Here is a 15758-nt window from a genome sequence, read left to right on the forward strand (position 1 = left end):
AGGCGGTTCCGGCTAGCGGCCCGGGGCGTTACCGATCAGCTCCACACCGTTGCCGTTCCAGTGGAACCGCACATCGGTGTTCAACCCGTTGATGCCGCTGGGGTAGGTCAGCGCCACCGTGTCACCGGTGGTCTGCGTCGCGTCGACGCCGTTGAACCCGTAGGTGTCGGGGACCCCTTGCGGGATGAACTGCCCGAGGTGGAACAGCACCGCCCGGGTGGTGGGGTTGACGGCGTTGGTGTTGGCCTTGATGATCACCGCCGACAACTGGGCGCACTGGTTGTAGTTGCCGGCCAGCGGCTCCGGGTTCCAGCCTTGCTGGCTGCGCGGGTCGCGTGGCAGCTCGGAGACGACCTTCGCGATGGTGGGCGAGGCGAGGTTGACCGCGCACGGGTCGGCCGGCGCGGCATTGCTGCCGGGCGGCGCGGCGGCGCCCGAGGGCTGGGCCGGGGCGGTGATGGACGGGGTCTCGGTGGTCGTCGTGGCCTGCGGCGTCTTCGCGACCGTGGAGTCCCCCGAACCACAGCCGGCCAACGTCATGGCGATCAACGCGACGGCGGCCGAGCCGGTCAGTGGCCCGGTACGGCGGGGTGGCGACCACACATCGGGCACCGTACCGTCATCGCGCGCACAGGTGTGACAGGCATGGCCGGGCACGGCTGTGCTCATGATCACGGACCCGCAGCGCTCATGTCCGCTGAGCTCGCGATCACCACTAGACTCCATGGGCGATGACCACTCCGGACAGCTCGCCCGAGGCTGCCTCTCCCACATTTGCCGACCTGCAGATCAACCCTTCGGTCCTGCGGGCGATCGCCGACGTGGGTTACGAGTCGCCCACGGGCATCCAGGCCGCGACCATCCCGGCGCTGATGGCGGGCTCGGACGTCGTCGGGCTGGCGCAGACCGGCACGGGCAAGACGGCGGCGTTCGCCATCCCCATCCTGTCCAAGATCGACGTCACCAGCACCGCGACCCAGGCGCTGGTGCTGGCGCCCACCCGCGAGCTGGCCCTGCAGGTGGCCGAGGCGTTCAGCCGCTACGGGGCCCATCTGCCGAAGGTCAATGTGCTGCCGATCTACGGCGGCTCGTCGTACAGCGTGCAGCTGGCGGGCCTGCGACGCGGCGCGCAGGTGGTCGTGGGCACGCCCGGCCGGGTCATCGACCATCTCGAGCGCGGGACGCTGGACCTGTCGCGGGTGGACTACCTGGTGCTCGACGAGGCGGACGAGATGCTCACCATGGGCTTCGCCGAGGACGTCGAACGCATCCTGGCCGACACCCCCGAGTACAAGCAGGTCGCCCTGTTCTCGGCGACCATGCCGCCCGCGATCCGCAAGCTCACCACCAAGTACCTGCACGATCCGCTCGAGGTCACCACCAAAGCCAAAACCGCCACGGCCGAGAACATTTCGCAGCGATACATCCAGGTCGCCGGCCCGCGCAAGATGGACGCGCTGACCCGCGTCCTCGAGGTGGAGCCGTTCGAGGCGATGATCGTCTTCGTACGCACCAAGCAGGCCACCGAGGAGGTCGCGGAGAAGCTCAGGGCCCGAGGCTTTTCCGCGGCGGCCATCAACGGCGACATCCCGCAGGGCCAGCGCGAGCGGACTGTCGCCGCGCTGAAGGACGGCGGCATCGACATCCTGGTCGCCACCGACGTGGCCGCGCGCGGGCTCGACGTGGAGCGCATATCGCATGTGCTCAACTACGACATTCCGCACGACACCGAGTCCTACGTGCATCGCATCGGGCGCACCGGTCGGGCCGGGCGTTCGGGGACCGCGCTGCTGTTCGTTTCCCCGCGGGAGCGCCACCTGCTCAAGGCGATCGAGAAGGCGACGCGGCAAACGCTGACCGAGGCGGAACTGCCCACCGTCGAGGACGTCAACGCCCAGCGGGTGGCGAAGTTCGCGGATTCCATCACCGCCGCGCTGGGCCGTCCGGGGATCGACCTGTTCCGCAAGCTGGTCGAGGACTACGAGCGCGAGCACGATGTCCCGTTGGCCGACATCGCCGCGGCGCTGGCGCTGCAGTCCCGTGACGGCGAAGAGTTCCTGATGTCGCCCGAGCCGCCGCGTGAACGCCGTGAGCGGCATACCGAACAACGCGAGCGTCCCGAAAGGCCAAGGCAAACAAGGTCGTTCACCACTTACCGCATCGCGGTGGGTAAACGGCACAAGGTCGGCCCGGGCGCGATCGTCGGCGCCATCGCCAACGAGGGTGGGCTGCATCGCAGCGATTTCGGGCACATCGCCATCGGCCCGGACTTCTCGCTGGTGGAGCTGCCGGCCAAGCTGTCCCCGTCGACGCTGAAAAGGCTTGAACGCACCCGCATTTCGGGGGTGCTCATCAATCTTCAGCCGGATCGGTCGGCCACCAAGCCGCGCGGCCGGGACGGCGGGAAGCCGCGCAGGAAACACACCGGATGACCCTGTCCGAAGAACAAGACGCCCAGGGCGGACTCGAGCAGACCGCCCACGTCGACCGGGTCGCGTCGCTGACCGGAGTACGCGCCGTCGCCGCCCTCCTCGTCGTCGGCACGCACGCGGCCTACAGCACCGGCAAGTACACCCACGGCTATTGGGGCCTGGTCGGCTCTCGCATGGAGATCGGCGTGCCGATCTTCTTCGTGCTGTCCGGCTTCCTGCTGTTCCGTCCGTGGCTCAAATCGGCCGCCACCGGCGCGCCGCCGCCGTCGCTGAGTCGCTATGCGTGGCACCGGGTTCGACGCATCATGCCGGCCTACGTGATCACCGTGCTGTTCGCCTACGTGCTGTACCACTTCCGCGAAGCGGGACCCAACCCCGGACACACGTGGCTCGGCCTGGTGCGCAACCTGACGCTGACGCAGATCTACTGCAACGGGTACCTGGGCAAGTACCTGCATCAGGGGCTGACGCAGATGTGGAGCCTCGCGGTGGAAGCGTCGTTCTACGTGCTGCTCCCGCTGCTGGCCTACGTGCTCTTGGTGCTCGTCTGCCGACGGCGCTGGCAGCCGAGACTCCTGCTGGGTGCGCTGGCCGGCTTGACCTTGGTCAGCCCGGCCTGGCTGGTTCTCGTGCACACCGATCACTGGTTTCCCGACGGCGCGCGGCTGTGGCTGCCCACCTACCTGGCCTGGTTCCTCGCCGGGATGTTGCTGGCCGTCCTGCAGGCGATGGGCGTGCGCGGTTACGCCTTCGTGGCCATACCGCTGGCGATCGTCTGCTATTTCATCGTCTCCACGCCCATCGCCGGCGCGCCCACCACCTCGCCGGCGACGCTGAGCGAGGCGCTGTTCAAGACCTGCTTCTATGCCGTGATCGCCGCGCTCGCGGTGGCGCCGCTGGCCCTGGGGGACCAGGGCTGGTACTGGCGGCTGCTGGCGACCCGGCCGATGGTGTGGCTGGGGGAGATCTCCTACGAGATCTTCCTGATCCACCTGATCACCATGGAATTCGCCATGGTCTACATCGTTCGCGCCCACGTCTACACCGGCTCGATGCTGTACCTGTTCCTCGCGACGATGGTGCTGACGATTCCGCTGGCCTGGCTGCTGCACCGCTTCACGCGCGTGCGAACCTGAGCCGCCCGGGCGCCTAGCCGCGGGCCGAAACCGGCGTCACGATCGGCACGACGAACTCTTCGATCATCGCCCGCTCGTCGGCGTCGTCTCGGCCCGGGAACTGCAGCAGCGAACTGATCACTCGCACCATCCAGCGCGCCCGGCGCTCCACGACGGCGGGGTCTTCCGGCCCGAGGGAGCCGATGAACGCGGCGGCCAGGGCGGTGATCACCTCGGACTGTCCGGCCACCTCGACGCCGATCGGCGGCCGGGTGATGGCGAACCACGACGCCAACGCGCGGCTGCCGCGAACCATCCGCAGCGTGGCGGTGATGCTCGCGACGAGTCGTTCCCGGGGATCGTCGATGCCGCCGATCTGCTCCTTGATCGCGCGGCTGAGCCTGCGGGTTTCGCGGTGCACGTAGGCGGTCCGCAACGCCTCGCGGTTCTCGAAGTACCGGTACAGCGTCGCGCGCGAACATCCTGCGGCCCTGGCGATTTCGTTCATGCCGATCGAAGCGTGGTCGCGCTCGGTGTAGAGTCGCTCGGCGGCGTCGAGGATCCGGTCCGCGGCCGCTTCGGTGCGCTGCGTGCCCAGCCAGTCGTTCGGCATCAGGACTTCACCCGGATCGGTACCGACAGCGGGCGGCGCACGTAACTGCCGCCCGACCAGACGATCGCGGACTCATCGACCTCGAAATCGGGGCAGCGGGCCAGCAATTCGGTCAGAGCGACACGGGATTGCATGCGCGCCGCCGCCGCGCCGAGGCAATGGTGGGCGCCGTGGCTGAAGGTCAGGATGTTGCGCGGGCAGCGGGTGACGTCGAGTTCACCTGCGTCCGGCCCGTATTGGCGCTCGTCCCGGTTGGCCGACCCGTACAGCAGGAACACCTTCCGCGCGGCGGGGATGGTCGTGCCGTGAAGAGTCACGTCGCGGGTGGTGGTGCGCGCCAGTCCCTGCACCGGCGAGGTCAGCCTGAGCAATTCCTCGACGGCATCGGGGATCAACCCCGGATCGTCGACCAGAAGCCGCCGCTGGTCGGGACGCTGATGCAGCAAAGGCATTGAGCCACCGAGCATTCCGGTGGTGGTGTCGTTGCCGCCGGTGACCATGGTGAACGTGAACGCCAGCACCGAGAGGGTGCCGGCGATATCGCCGCCGGCGCCCACGCCGGCGGCCACCAAATGGGAGATGGTGTCGTCGCCGGGCTTGGTTCGGCGGCGCTCGATCAAACCGGTGAAGTAGGCCATCATCGACCCGACCGCGTCGCCAACCGTTTCCAGTGCGCCGGCGACGCCGCCTTCGGCGGTGTTGGCCGCGACGATCACATCCGTCCACCGGTCGAATTGCGCTCGATCCGCTTCGGGGACACCGAGGTAGTGCGCGACCACCATCGACGGCAGCGGTTTGAACAGCTCGGTGACGATGTCGCCGCCGCCGGCGGCGCGCAGCCTCTCGATGCGCTCGACGACGAATTCGCGCACCTTGGGCTCCACCGCCTCCACCTGTCGTGGCGTGAAGCCGCGCGACACCAGTTTCCGAAACTCGGTGTGCACCGGCGGATCCTGCATCACCATCGGCGGATTGTCCTGCAGCCCGATCATTTCCAGGTCACCGTAGTTGACCGTCAGTCCCTGCGCGGAGGAGAACGTCTCGTGGTCGCGCGCGGCGGCCCACACGTCGGCGTGCCGGGACAGCACGTAGTAGTCGTGCTCGGGCCGTCTGGCCGGGACGACGTGGTGCACCGGATCGTGGTCGCGAAGCGCCCGGTACATCGGCCAGGGATCCGGCCAGGTGTCGGCGGTCGCCAGCTCGAACGTGACCGGCACGTTGTGAGACATAACCACAGCCATGTCTCATTGGTACGACAATCAGCTCAGAATGTCAACGTGGCCTACCGCCGGGCGCCCCGGCCAGCCGGGCGGTCGACATCACGCGCCCGGCCAGCCGGGCAGTCGAGCAACGCTACCTAGATCCCCGCGCCCGGGTTCAGAATCCCCTGCGGGTCCAGGGCCTGCTTGATCCGCCGGTTGAGGTCCATCACCTCGGGGCCGAGGTAGCCCGCCAGCCACGGCCGCTTCAACCGGCCCACGCCGTGCTCACCGGTGATCGTGCCGCCGAGCCCGACGGCCAGGTCCATGATCTCGCCGAAGGCGAGGTGGGCCCGCTCGGTCATGGCGACGTCCGCGGGGTCGTACACGATCAACGGGTGGGTGTTGCCGTCGCCGGCGTGGGCGATCACCGAGATCGTCAGGTCACGCTCGGCGGCGATGCGCGCGATGCCGGTGACCAACCGGCCCAGTGCCGGGAGCGGGACCCCGACGTCTTCGAGCAAGAGCGATCCCTTCGCCTCGACCGCGGGGATGCAGAACCGGCGGGCGGCGACGAAGGCCTCGCCCTCGTCGGGATCGTCGGTCGAAAACACTTCCGTCGCACCGTTTTCGGCGAACACCGCGGCCATGATCTCGGCGTCCTCGGAGCCCGCGCGTCCCCTTTCGTCGGAGCCGGCCACCAGCATGGCGGCCGCCCCTCGGTCCAGGTCCATGCGCAAGGTGTCCTCGACGGCGTTGATGGCCACCGAATCCATGAACTCCAGCATCGACGGGCGCAGGCACCCAACAACCCCGAGCACCGCGTCCACGGCCGCCTCCACCGACGCGAACGAGGCCACCACGATGCCGGACGCGTTCTGCTTGGGAACCAGGCGCAGCGTGACCTCGGTGACGACTCCCAGCGTGCCCTCGCTGCCGACGAAAAGCTTGGTCAGCGACAGCCCGGCCACATCCTTTAACCGCGGACCGCCGAGCCGGACCGCGGTACCGTCGGCCAACACCACCTGCATGCCCAGCACGTAGTCGGTGGTCACGCCGTATTTCACGCAACACAGGCCGCCGGCGTTGGTGGCGATGTTGCCGCCGATGCTGCAGATTTCGAACGACGACGGGTCCGGGGGATACCACAGGCCGTACTCGGCGACGGCCTTCTTGACCTCGGCGTTGAACAGGCCGGCCTGACACACCGCCGTGCGCGTCACCGGGTCGACGGCGATGTCGCGCATCCTCTCCGTCGACAGGACGATGCCGTTGTCCAGCGCCGTCGCCCCGCCGGACAGCCCGCTACCGGCTCCGCGGGTCACCACCGGCACCCGGTGGCGGGTGGCCCAGCGCAGCACGGTCTGTACGTCCTCGGTGCACCGCGGGCGCACCACCGCCAACGGTTTGCCGGCCGACGGGTCGAAGGCGCGGTCCTGGCGGTAGCCCTCGGTGACGGCCGGGTCGGTCACGACCATCCCGTCGGGCAGGCCGGAGATCAGCTCGGCCAGGACATCACTGCTCACAGCCTTCGATCCTAGGGCCCGCCATCCCCGGCGAACTCCGGCGCGCGGTCCACTTCCCTCAGCGACGGCAGCCTCAAGGCGACCAGCCCGATCAACAGGATCGGTACCGCCAACGCCAGGAAGGTGGCCTTGAGCCCTGCGGCGTCGGCCAGGGGCCCGGCCACCAGCAAGCCCAACGGGCCCGCGGCGTACATCAACCCCGTCATCACCCCGACCACCCGGCCGCGCAGATGGTGCGGCGCCCGGGTCTGCATGACGTAGTTATAGATCGGCTGGATCGGCCCGTAGACCAGCCCCGTCACCCCGCACAGTACGAGGATCACCGGCAGCGGCGGCAGGAAGGCGATGCCGACCGTCGCGGCGCCGAAGGTGAGCGTCGCCGTCAGCACCGCCGTCCGCCGGCGGGTGCGTTTCGACAGCACCGCGTAGCCCAGCGCGCCCGCGACGCCGCCCACCCCGAGCGCCATCAGAGCCCAACCCAGCTGGGCGGGCTGGTGCCGGTCGGTGAAGTACTTGGGGAACAGCACGCTTTCCATCGGCAGGTAGAGGGCGGTCACAACCAGGTCGATCAGGGCGAGCGTCCGCAGCACCCGCAGATTCCAGACGAACCGCAGCCCTTCGACGATGCCGGACATCAACCCGTCGGGTCGGGTCGCGTGGTGCGGCTTGCCGGCACCCTCGAGCCGCAGCGCGCCGATCGCCAGGAAGGACATCCCGAAGCAACCGGCCGTGACCCACATCGTGTTGATGCCGCCGACCGTGGCGATCATCAAACCGCCGATGCCGGGCCCCACGATGTAGGCCAGGTTGAGAATGGCCTCGTAGACGCTGTTGGTGCGGTCCAGCGACCAGCCCGCGCGGGCGGCCGCCTCCGGCAGCATCGACTGGCGCGCCGTCGCCCCGGCCGGGTCGAAAGCCGCCGCGCAGAAGGCCACCACGGCAAGCTCGGTGACGTTGATCGCGCCTGCCCCGAGCGCCCACGCGGTCAGGGGGATGACGCTCACCGCCGCGCCGGACAGCGCATCGGAGACGAGCGATATCCGGCGGCGCCCGAAGAAATCCACCGCGGTCCCGGCCACCAGGGTGGACAACACGAGGGGCAGCGTCATCGCGGCCGCCACGATCGACGCGTCCTTGGCGCTGTCGCGGTGCTGCAACGCCAGCCACGGGAACGCGACTATCGAGATGCCGGTGCCGGCCGTCGCCAGCAGTGTGGCGAACAGGATCAGAAACGCCGGGCCGCGGCTCGTATGGCTCATGGGTATTCGGTGAGAACTTAACGGCTGACCCGCGGCGGTACCACCGATTATTCGGGGCGTTCGGCCGTCGCCTGCCGGTTGACTGCAGGATGTTCATGTGCTCGTCCACCCTCGTACCGGCCAGGCGTTCGATTCTCCCGTGGTCCCCGGCACCGGATGGCCGGGCGACCCGGCGACCCCGGAGACGGACGTCGCCGCCGACGCCGCACAGGTCGCCGCGCTGGCGCCCCGCGCCGCGTCGATCCCCGAACTCGACGCCCTGATCAGTGTCTGCCGCGCCTGCCCGCGGCTGGTCGACTGGCGCGAGGACGTGGCCGTCCTGAAACGGCGGGCCTTCGCCGACCAGCCGTACTGGGGCCGCCCGGTGCCGGGCTGGGGGTCGGAACGGCCCTGGTTGTTGATCGTCGGGTTGGCGCCCGCCGCGCACGGCGCCAACCGGACGGGCCGCATGTTCACCGGGGACCGGTCCGGCGACCAGCTCTATGCCGCGCTGCACCGGGCCGGGCTGGTGAACCAGCCGACCAGCGTGGATGCGGCGGACGGGTTGCGGGCCAACGGCGTTCGGATCGCCGCACCGGTGCGGTGTGCGCCCCCGGCCAACGCGCCGACACCGGCGGAGCGCGACACCTGCTGGCCCTGGCTGGAGGCCGAATGGCGGCTGGTCGCCGAGCATGTGCGCACGATCGTGGCTCTGGGCGGATTCGCCTGGCAAATCGCGCTGCGGCTGCCCGGCGCGTCCGCGATGCGCAAGCCGCGGTTCGGCCACGGGGTCGTGGCGCAATTCGCGCCTGGCGTGCGATTACTCGGCTGTTACCACCCCAGTCAGCAAAACATGTTTACCGGTAGGTTGACACCAGCAATGCTCGACGACGTTTTTCGCGACGCGAAAAGGCTGGCAGGGATTAAGTGACCGACGTTCTGATTTCTGGCGCTAGCGTGGCCGGTGCGACGACCGCTTATTGGCTTGGCCGCCATGGCTATTCGGTCACCGTGGTGGAGCGCCATCCCGGGCCGCGGCCGGGCGGCCAGGCGATCGACGTGCGCGGGCCGGCGCTGGACGTGCTGGAGCGCATGGGCCTGCTGGCCGCCGCCCAGAAGCGGAAGACGCAAATCCGCGGCGCCTCCGTCGTCGACAGCGACGGCAACGAGCTGTCCCGCGACACCGAGTCGACGCCCACGGGTGGGCCCGTCGACAGCCCCGACGTCGAGTTGCTGCGCGACGACCTGGTCGAATTGCTGTACGGCGCAAGCCAATGGACGGCGGAATACATCTTCGACGACACCATCACCGGGTTGGACGACGACGGTACGGCCGTCCACGTGACCTTCGAACGCGCAGCCGCGCGCAGCTTCGACTTGGTGATCGGCGCGGACGGATTGCACTCCAACGTGCGCCGGTTGGTGTTCGGCCCCGAGGAGCAATTCATCGAGCGGCTGGGCACGCATGCGGCGATCTTCACCGTGCCCAATTTCCTCGACCTGGACTACTGGCAGACCTGGCATTACGGGGACGCCAGCATGGCCGGGGTCTACAGCGCCCGCAACAACACCGAGGCCCGGGCCATGCTCGGTTTCATGGACGCCGAGCTGCGGATCGACTACCGCGACACCCAGGCGCAGTTCGCCGAGCTGGAACGGCGGATGGCCGGCGACGGGTGGGTGCGTCCGCAGCTGCTGGAATACATGCGCAGCGCACCGGATTTCTACTTCGACGAAATGTCGCAGATCAAGATGGACCGCTGGTCGAAGGGCCGGGTCGCGCTGGTCGGCGACGCCGCATACTGCTGCTCGCCGCTGTCGGGCCAGGGGACCAGTGTGGCCCTGCTGGGCGCCTACATCCTGGCCGGGGAGCTCGCCGCGGCCACTCACGACGGGACGGTCGACTACGAGCTCGGTTTCGCCAACTACCACAAAGAGTTCAACGACTACGTCAAGCGCAACCAATGGCTCGTCGTTGACAACATCCCCGGCGGGGCTCCGATACCGCAGGAGGTCTTCGACCGGATCGTCAGCTCGATCACGCTGAAGGACTACTGAGCCTGGGGGAGGCGCGCCCGAGGGAACGTTCGCACGCCGAAAGGCGTTGACGCGAACGTGCGTCTTTCCGTCCTTGATCTCGTCCCGGTCCGCACGGATCAGACGACCGCCGATGCGCTGGCGGCAACCGTGCAACTGGCCCAGGCCGCGGATCGGCTGGGTTACACGCGCTACTGGGTCGCCGAGCATCACAACATGCCCTCCGTCGGGGCCACCAGCCCGCCGGTCCTGATCGCCTACCTGGCCGCGCAAACCTCGCAGCTGCGTCTCGGGTCCGGCGGCGTGATGCTGCCCAACCACGCGCCGCTGGCGGTGGCCGAGCAGTTCGCGCTGCTGGAAGCCGCGGCCCCTGGCCGCATCGACCTGGGCATCGGGCGGGCGCCCGGGTCGGACCCGGTGACCGCCTACGCGCTGCGCGGCGGCCGCGGCGAAGAAGACATCGAGAACTTTCCGGAATACCTCGACGACGTGGCGGCGTTGATGAGCGCGCGCGGCGTGGTGGTGCCGCTGCGCTCGGGGAACTATCGGCTCAAGGCCACCCCGGCGGCCGCCGGTGAACCCCGCCTGTGGCTGCTGGGCTCGTCCATGTACTCGGCGCACTTGGCCGCCGCCAAGGGGTTGCCCTACGTGTTCGCGCACCACTTCTCGGGGCAGGGGACCGAGGAGGCGCTCGAGCTCTACCGCTCCCGGTTCAAGCCCAGCGCCGTGGCCGCCGAGCCGGTGACGTTCCTGACGGTGAACGCGGCGGTGGCCGAAACCCGCGACGAGGCAACGGCGTTGATGCTGCCCAATCTGCAGATGATGGCGAAGCTGCGCACCGGACAGCCCCTGGGGCCGGTGCCGCTCGTCGAGGAGGCACAGGGCGCGGAGCTGACGCCGCAGCAGCAGCAGATCGTGGAGAGCGGGTTGCGACGCGCGGTCCTGGGCACGCCCGCCGAGGCCGCCGACCAGTTACGGGCACTCGCCCAACGGTTCGGCGTCGACGAGGTCATGGTCAACCCGGTGGCCTCGGCTCGCCGCGGCACCCGGCCGGCCACCGCGCCGGCGCGGGTGGCGACCCTGGAACTGCTCGCCAAGGAATTGTTCTAGCCGGTCAGTCCGTCACACCCGATCGCTGCGAATCGACGGGGCCGGCGACCGCACTGCGGCCGGTGATCCAGCGCCGCAGTTCGTCCGCCGGTAACGGCGGGCTGTGCACGAACCCCTGGGTGATGGTGCAGCCGTAACGCCGCAGCGCGCTCAGCGTGGCCTCGTCTTCCACCCCCTCGGCGACGAGGTCGGCGCCCAGGTTCTGCGCCAAGTCCACGGTGGACTGCACGATGGCCACCGATCGGGGATCCTGCGCCAGCCGCGCCACGAATCTCCTGTCCAATTTCAGCTCGTCGACCGAGACATCCTGCAGACGGGCCAGCGACGACCATCCGGTGCCGTAGTCGTCCAGCGAGATACGAACGCCGAGAAGCTGCAGGGCGGCGACGGTGTTGCGGGAGCGCTCCGAGTCGACCAGGGCGCTCTCGGTGATCTCGATGATCAGCGCGTCCGGGGGTAGTCCGTGGGTCCGCAGCAGCCGTTCGATGGTGACCGCGAGGTCCAGATCGAGCAGGTTCGTCGTCGACAGGTTCACCGCGACCGTCAGCGCGATGCCCTGATCGCGCCAGAACCGGACCTGTTCGAGGGTGAGGTTGATGGTGCGATTGGCCAACGTGCGCATCAACCCGGCGCGTTCGGCGGCCGGGAGGAACTCTTCGGGCAACAGCAACCCGCGCGCGGGGTGCTGCCAGCGCAGCAGGGCCTCGACGCTGTGCACGCTTCCGTCGCTGGCGTTGACCTTCGGCTGGTAGTGCACCGTCAGCTCGTCGCCATCGATCAGCGCGGCGCGCAGCTCCCGGATGAGGTTGGGGTCGTGGTCGCGATCCACCTCGAAGCCCGACTCGTACACCGCGATCCTGCTGAGGGCGGACTTGGCGTACGGGATTGCCGCCTCGGCGCGATTCAACAGCTCCTGCGGGTGATCGCAATGATCGGGGTACAACGCGATGGCGACGCAGGCGTCGACCTGCACACTGATCGCGTCCAGTTCGAACGGGATGCTGATGGCCTCGAGTAACCGGCCCGCCTGGGCCCGTGCGGCGGCGAGGTCCGATCCCTCGCCCAGCAGAATGGCGAATTCTTCGTCGCTCACGCGGGCGAGCAGGTCGTCGCGACGCATGTTGTGCGCGAGCCGGTTTGCGACCCGCCACAACAACTCATCGCCGAAGTGGCGACCGACCGAGTGGTTGATCTCCCGCAGCTGGGGCAGATTCAGCAAGAGCAGCGCGCGACGCGACGACGTTCTCGCCGGCAAGTCGGACGCCGACAGCGCGGTCAGCGCCGTTGCCAGCGACCGCCGATTGGGCAGTGTGGTCAATTCGTCGGTCATGGCCTGTTTGTGGCTTTCGGCCAGCAGGCTGACATCCCGGAACGTCACCGAGAATCGGGCGGCGACCGCCACCAGACTCAGCGCGGCGAGCGTGGATGCGAGCCGCGAATCGTGCCCCAGGATGGCGACACCGAGTGCCACGACGGTGCACGTCACCGGAACGGCGTAGGCGTCGAGTCCGCGCCGCGTCACCGGTGCCGCCGACGACCCCCGCGCCCAGCTGGCCAGCGCCACCAGCAGCGACGAGGCCGGCCAGAGCGCGTCCAGCGTGGTGCCTACCCGGTACGAGCCCGCCGACGTCTGGAAGAGGTACGCGGTGTCCGCGACCGCGAAACCGATTAGCCCGACGACAAGGAAGGCCCAGCGAAACTCGCTGCGCCAGCCGAGGATTGGCAGCATGCCGACGGCCAGGGCCAGCAGCACCAGGTCGCCCCACGGATAGATCAGGCCTACCAACACTGTCGCGGGTGTCCGGTGCGCGGCCGCATGCATGGGCCCGTCCCGCAGCGCCGCTGCCAGTGCGGCCACGGCCAGCGCGCACACCAGGGAATCGAGGCGTACCGGCATCGGCACCCGCTTGAGGCGGGATCGCATCAGCAGCACTATCCCGGCATAGACGAACGGGTAGAACGCCAGGTATTCGGGATCGGCAACCGACGGTGAGTGCGCGTTCGGCACCCACAACGCGTACACGACATCACCGAGCGCCGAGAGCGCCATGCCCGCCGCGATCAGAGACCACGCAAGCCGGTCGGCTTTGAGGCGGTACGCGCGAACGGCGATCAGCCCGGCCGCCAGCAGGTTCAACGCTGAATACAGGGATTTGGCGAAGAAGACGCTGTGGCCGGCATTCGGTGCGACGACGCTGGTCACCGTGAAGGAGACCACGCCGATGATCAAGCCCGCCAAGGCGATCCGGATCGGCGTCGGGGGCCACCGAACGCCGTCGACCCCGTCCTGCGGCCGTGCGGGTCGTGACACGTCCACGTCGGCGGCGCGCCTGCGCATCTGCGTCGTGCTCGTCGCGACGACCGGCGCCGCGATTGCCGGCTCGGCCAGCGCGATGGCCGGCTCGGCGGGCGCGATTGCCGGGGAGGGATAGGAGAGCGGCAGATCGGGCACAAAGCTCCGAACGCATTGGCCGCCTTCGCGTTTGGCGGTGTACATGGCCAGGTCGGCGTGCCGGAGGAGCTGCTCGACGGTGCATTCCGACGCGGCGGTCGCGACCGTGAAGCCGACACTCGGCCGGACCGGTATGGGAACGCCGTCGACCAGGATCGGGGTGTTGAACGCCTCGAGGACTCGATGCGCTGCCACATGCGACTCTTCGATGGGGCCCTCGAGGAGGACGGCGAATTCGTCACCACCGAGGCGAGCGGTGACGCACTTGTCGCCCAACGTGGCGGTGAGTCGCCCGGCGACCCGGACCAGCAGTTCGTCACCGGCGGGGTGGCCCAGGGCGTCGTTGACCGATTTGAAGTTGTCGAGGTCGAGACACAACACCCCGATGGGTGCGATGTCGCAATTCCGCCGGGCGACGGCCTGTTCCAGCCGATCAAGGAAATACGCCCTGTTGGCCAGTCCCGTCAGACTGTCGCGGAACGCTTCCCGCGCCACCTCGGACAGCAGCCTCTGGTTCTCCATCAGCATGACGAACTGCCGGACGAGCACCGCCGCAACCAGGATCCCCAGCGCCATCAGCAGAGGTCCGTGCGTCATCAACCTGACCGCGCGGGTCAGCCCGACCGCGGCGGCCACCAGCAGTGGCAGGTACGGCAACCACAGCCGGGTGCGCGACCGTATTTCGTCGTCACGCGACCCCGGCGCCGGCACCTCGTGGACGCTGGACAGCGCGGCGAGCGCGATCATGCCCAGGCCGGCTACTCTGCCCAGATCCACGAGATCGCTCACCTGATAGCTGCCGATCCCGCTCTTGAACACCATCGCGATGTCCGCGACGCTGATCGCCGTCACGCCCCCGGCCAGCAGGTTGCGGCTCGGCGGGTCGCCGCGACGGACCCGGGACAGCATCAGGATCGAGGTCGTCAGCAGGAGGACGTCGTTGAAGACTTCGGGGATCGTCGTCGCCCGGGAGCCGCTGTCCTCGCGCAGTTGTTTCTCGAGGACGAAGACCCACGACACCACGAACAGCGACGTCGCCACGATCAGGCCGTCCAGCACCAGTCGCCGCGGGCTGTGCCGGGAGAAGCGCGACAACAGCACCAACGACGTGAAGGCGCCGAACGGCCAGAGCAACAGCACGATCTCGGCGGCGGCCGGATGCGTGGCGTGGGCCAGCTCCGGACGCACGTCGTACACGGCCCAGATGACCTCGCCGGCCGCCCAGCCCAACAGGGCCGTCACCATCGCCAGCCACCCGGCCCGGTGCCGACCGTCTGCGGACAGGGCCGCGTAGCCCGCGCACCCCGCCCCGAACAGCAGGCACGCCGCGAGAGCGATTTCGTCGACCGGCCGCGTCGCGTAGACGCCCCTCCAGTTCGCGATCGAAGACGCGACCACCAGCGCGGCCGCCGAACCGTAGACACCGAGGACGAGCCGACCCAGGCGCGGGGGCAGCCGGAATCGCCGCCAAGGATTGCCCGCCCACGGCTTCATACCCACTCCAGCTCATCCTGCGCCGTGCGGTGAGCAGTCCAAGAGTTCACCGTGCGCTAGTGGAGAATAAACCTCCCCACCAGGTCTAAGGTCAACGCCGCGTGAGTACCACGACCGGAATCGGCCGCGACGTCTTCTTCTGGTACGCCGTGTAGCGGTCGCCGTTGTTCTTGTTGACGATCTGCCATAGCCGCGGGTAATCGGCATCATCCGGTAACACGGGGCGGGCGGTGACCGCAAAACGCCTTGGGCCGACGTTGATTTCCACGTCCGGATTCTTCCGCAGGTTGTGATACCACCCGGGGGCGCGGGGATCGCCGCCCCTGGAAGCGACCACCAGGTAGTCATCGCCGTCGCGCGCATAGGTGAGCGCCGCGGTACGCGGTTGGCCCGTCTTGGCGCCGACGGTATGCAGCAGCAGGCTGGGTATCAGCAGGAAGCGATGACCGATCCAGCCGTTCGTCTTGCGATAGACGGTGTCGTGCAGGCGCAACATCGGGGGCAGTAGACGCTGCTCGACCCAGGACGGAAATGCCATCAGC

At 68.8% G+C, this 15758-nt stretch carries 12 protein-coding genes; 5 read left to right on the plus strand and 7 right to left on the minus strand.

Going from position 1 to position 15758, the window contains the following annotated elements; all coding sequences use genetic code 11:
* Nucleotides 1-12 precede the first annotated feature (12 nt).
* Nucleotides 13-612 (minus strand): LppP/LprE family lipoprotein, encoded by a 600-nt coding sequence (locus C1737_RS00220; RefSeq protein WP_068094327.1) that lies wholly within the window; start codon nucleotides 610-612, stop codon nucleotides 13-15.
* 119 nt (nucleotides 613-731) lie between these two features.
* Between C1737_RS00220 and C1737_RS00225 the strand changes: the two genes are divergently transcribed.
* Together C1737_RS00225 and C1737_RS00230 are read left to right on the plus strand one after the other, a co-directional pair.
* Complete coding sequence (locus C1737_RS00225; RefSeq protein ID WP_068094329.1) at nucleotides 732-2432, plus strand: DEAD/DEAH box helicase; 1701 nt, start codon at nucleotides 732-734, stop codon at nucleotides 2430-2432.
* Nucleotides 2429-3568 carry an acyltransferase gene (locus C1737_RS00230; RefSeq protein WP_102416909.1) on the plus strand — a complete coding sequence of 380 codons (1140 nt, stop codon included), beginning with the start codon at nucleotides 2429-2431 and terminating at the stop codon, nucleotides 3566-3568. Before C1737_RS00225 ends, C1737_RS00230 begins: the two co-directional genes overlap by 4 nt.
* A gap of 13 nt (nucleotides 3569-3581) precedes the next feature.
* Here C1737_RS00230 and C1737_RS00235 read toward each other — a convergent pair whose 3' ends face one another.
* From C1737_RS00235 to C1737_RS00250, 4 genes are all read right to left on the minus strand, one after another.
* Nucleotides 3582-4160, minus strand: coding sequence for a TetR/AcrR family transcriptional regulator (locus C1737_RS00235; protein WP_068094336.1), 579 nt, complete (start codon nucleotides 4158-4160; stop codon nucleotides 3582-3584).
* Nucleotides 4160-5401 (minus strand): cytochrome P450, encoded by a 1242-nt coding sequence (locus C1737_RS00240; RefSeq protein WP_199182760.1) that lies wholly within the window; start codon nucleotides 5399-5401, stop codon nucleotides 4160-4162. Before C1737_RS00240 ends, C1737_RS00235 begins: the two co-directional genes overlap by 1 nt.
* A 116-nt stretch (nucleotides 5402-5517) precedes the next feature.
* The gene (locus tag C1737_RS00245; protein WP_102416911.1) at nucleotides 5518-6885 is read right to left on the minus strand and encodes an FAD-binding oxidoreductase; all 1368 of its coding nucleotides are present in this window, start codon (nucleotides 6883-6885) and stop codon (nucleotides 5518-5520) included.
* 11 nt (nucleotides 6886-6896) lie between these two features.
* The gene (locus C1737_RS00250; protein WP_102416912.1) at nucleotides 6897-8144 is read right to left on the minus strand and encodes an MFS transporter; all 1248 of its coding nucleotides are present in this window, start codon (nucleotides 8142-8144) and stop codon (nucleotides 6897-6899) included.
* Nucleotides 8145-8226: 82 nt separating this feature from the next.
* On the opposite strand from C1737_RS00250, the gene C1737_RS00255 reads away from it, so the two are divergent.
* From C1737_RS00255 to C1737_RS00265, 3 genes are read left to right on the plus strand one after another with little or no spacing between them, the layout of a single operon-like run.
* On the plus strand, nucleotides 8227-9054 hold the full coding sequence (locus tag C1737_RS00255; protein ID WP_102416913.1) for a uracil-DNA glycosylase: 828 nt from the start codon (nucleotides 8227-8229) through the stop codon (nucleotides 9052-9054).
* Nucleotides 9051-10181 carry an FAD-binding protein gene (locus C1737_RS00260; RefSeq protein WP_102416914.1) on the plus strand — a complete coding sequence of 377 codons (1131 nt, stop codon included), beginning with the start codon at nucleotides 9051-9053 and terminating at the stop codon, nucleotides 10179-10181. Before C1737_RS00255 ends, C1737_RS00260 begins: the two co-directional genes overlap by 4 nt.
* Nucleotides 10182-10238: 57 nt before the next feature.
* Nucleotides 10239-11270, plus strand: coding sequence for an LLM class flavin-dependent oxidoreductase (locus C1737_RS00265; protein WP_102416915.1), 1032 nt, complete (start codon nucleotides 10239-10241; stop codon nucleotides 11268-11270).
* A gap of 4 nt (nucleotides 11271-11274) precedes the next feature.
* Here the strand turns inward: C1737_RS00265 and C1737_RS00270 are convergent, their stop codons facing one another.
* Entirely contained in the window at nucleotides 11275-15216 is a 3942-nt protein-coding gene (locus tag C1737_RS00270) for a bifunctional diguanylate cyclase/phosphodiesterase (protein WP_102416916.1), read from the minus strand.
* 91 nt (nucleotides 15217-15307) lie between these two features.
* Entirely contained in the window at nucleotides 15308-15754 is a 447-nt protein-coding gene (locus C1737_RS00275) for a nitroreductase family deazaflavin-dependent oxidoreductase (RefSeq protein ID WP_067927069.1), read from the minus strand.
* Between the last annotated feature and the right edge of the window lie 4 nt (nucleotides 15755-15758).

It is taken from the genome of Mycobacterium sp. 4858, assembly GCF_900240975.1.
In the GTDB taxonomy this organism is placed as follows: Bacteria; Actinomycetota; Actinomycetes; order Mycobacteriales; family Mycobacteriaceae; genus Mycobacterium.

Coding starts and splice junctions, on each gene's coding strand:
- C1737_RS00225 (WP_068094329.1), top strand. CDS start 732: ATGACCACTCCGGACAGCTCGCCCGAGGCTGCCTCTCCCACATTTGCC.
- C1737_RS00230 (WP_102416909.1), top strand. CDS start 2,429: ATGACCCTGTCCGAAGAACAAGACGCCCAGGGCGGACTCGAGCAGACC.
- C1737_RS00235 (WP_068094336.1), bottom strand. CDS start 4,160: ATGCCGAACGACTGGCTGGGCACGCAGCGCACCGAAGCGGCCGCGGAC.
- C1737_RS00240 (WP_199182760.1), bottom strand. CDS start 5,401: ATGGCTGTGGTTATGTCTCACAACGTGCCGGTCACGTTCGAGCTGGCG.
- C1737_RS00250 (WP_102416912.1), bottom strand. CDS start 8,144: ATGAGCCATACGAGCCGCGGCCCGGCGTTTCTGATCCTGTTCGCCACA.
- C1737_RS00270 (WP_102416916.1), bottom strand. CDS start 15,216: ATGAAGCCGTGGGCGGGCAATCCTTGGCGGCGATTCCGGCTGCCCCCG.
- C1737_RS00275 (WP_067927069.1), bottom strand. CDS start 15,754: ATGGCATTTCCGTCCTGGGTCGAGCAGCGTCTACTGCCCCCGATGTTG.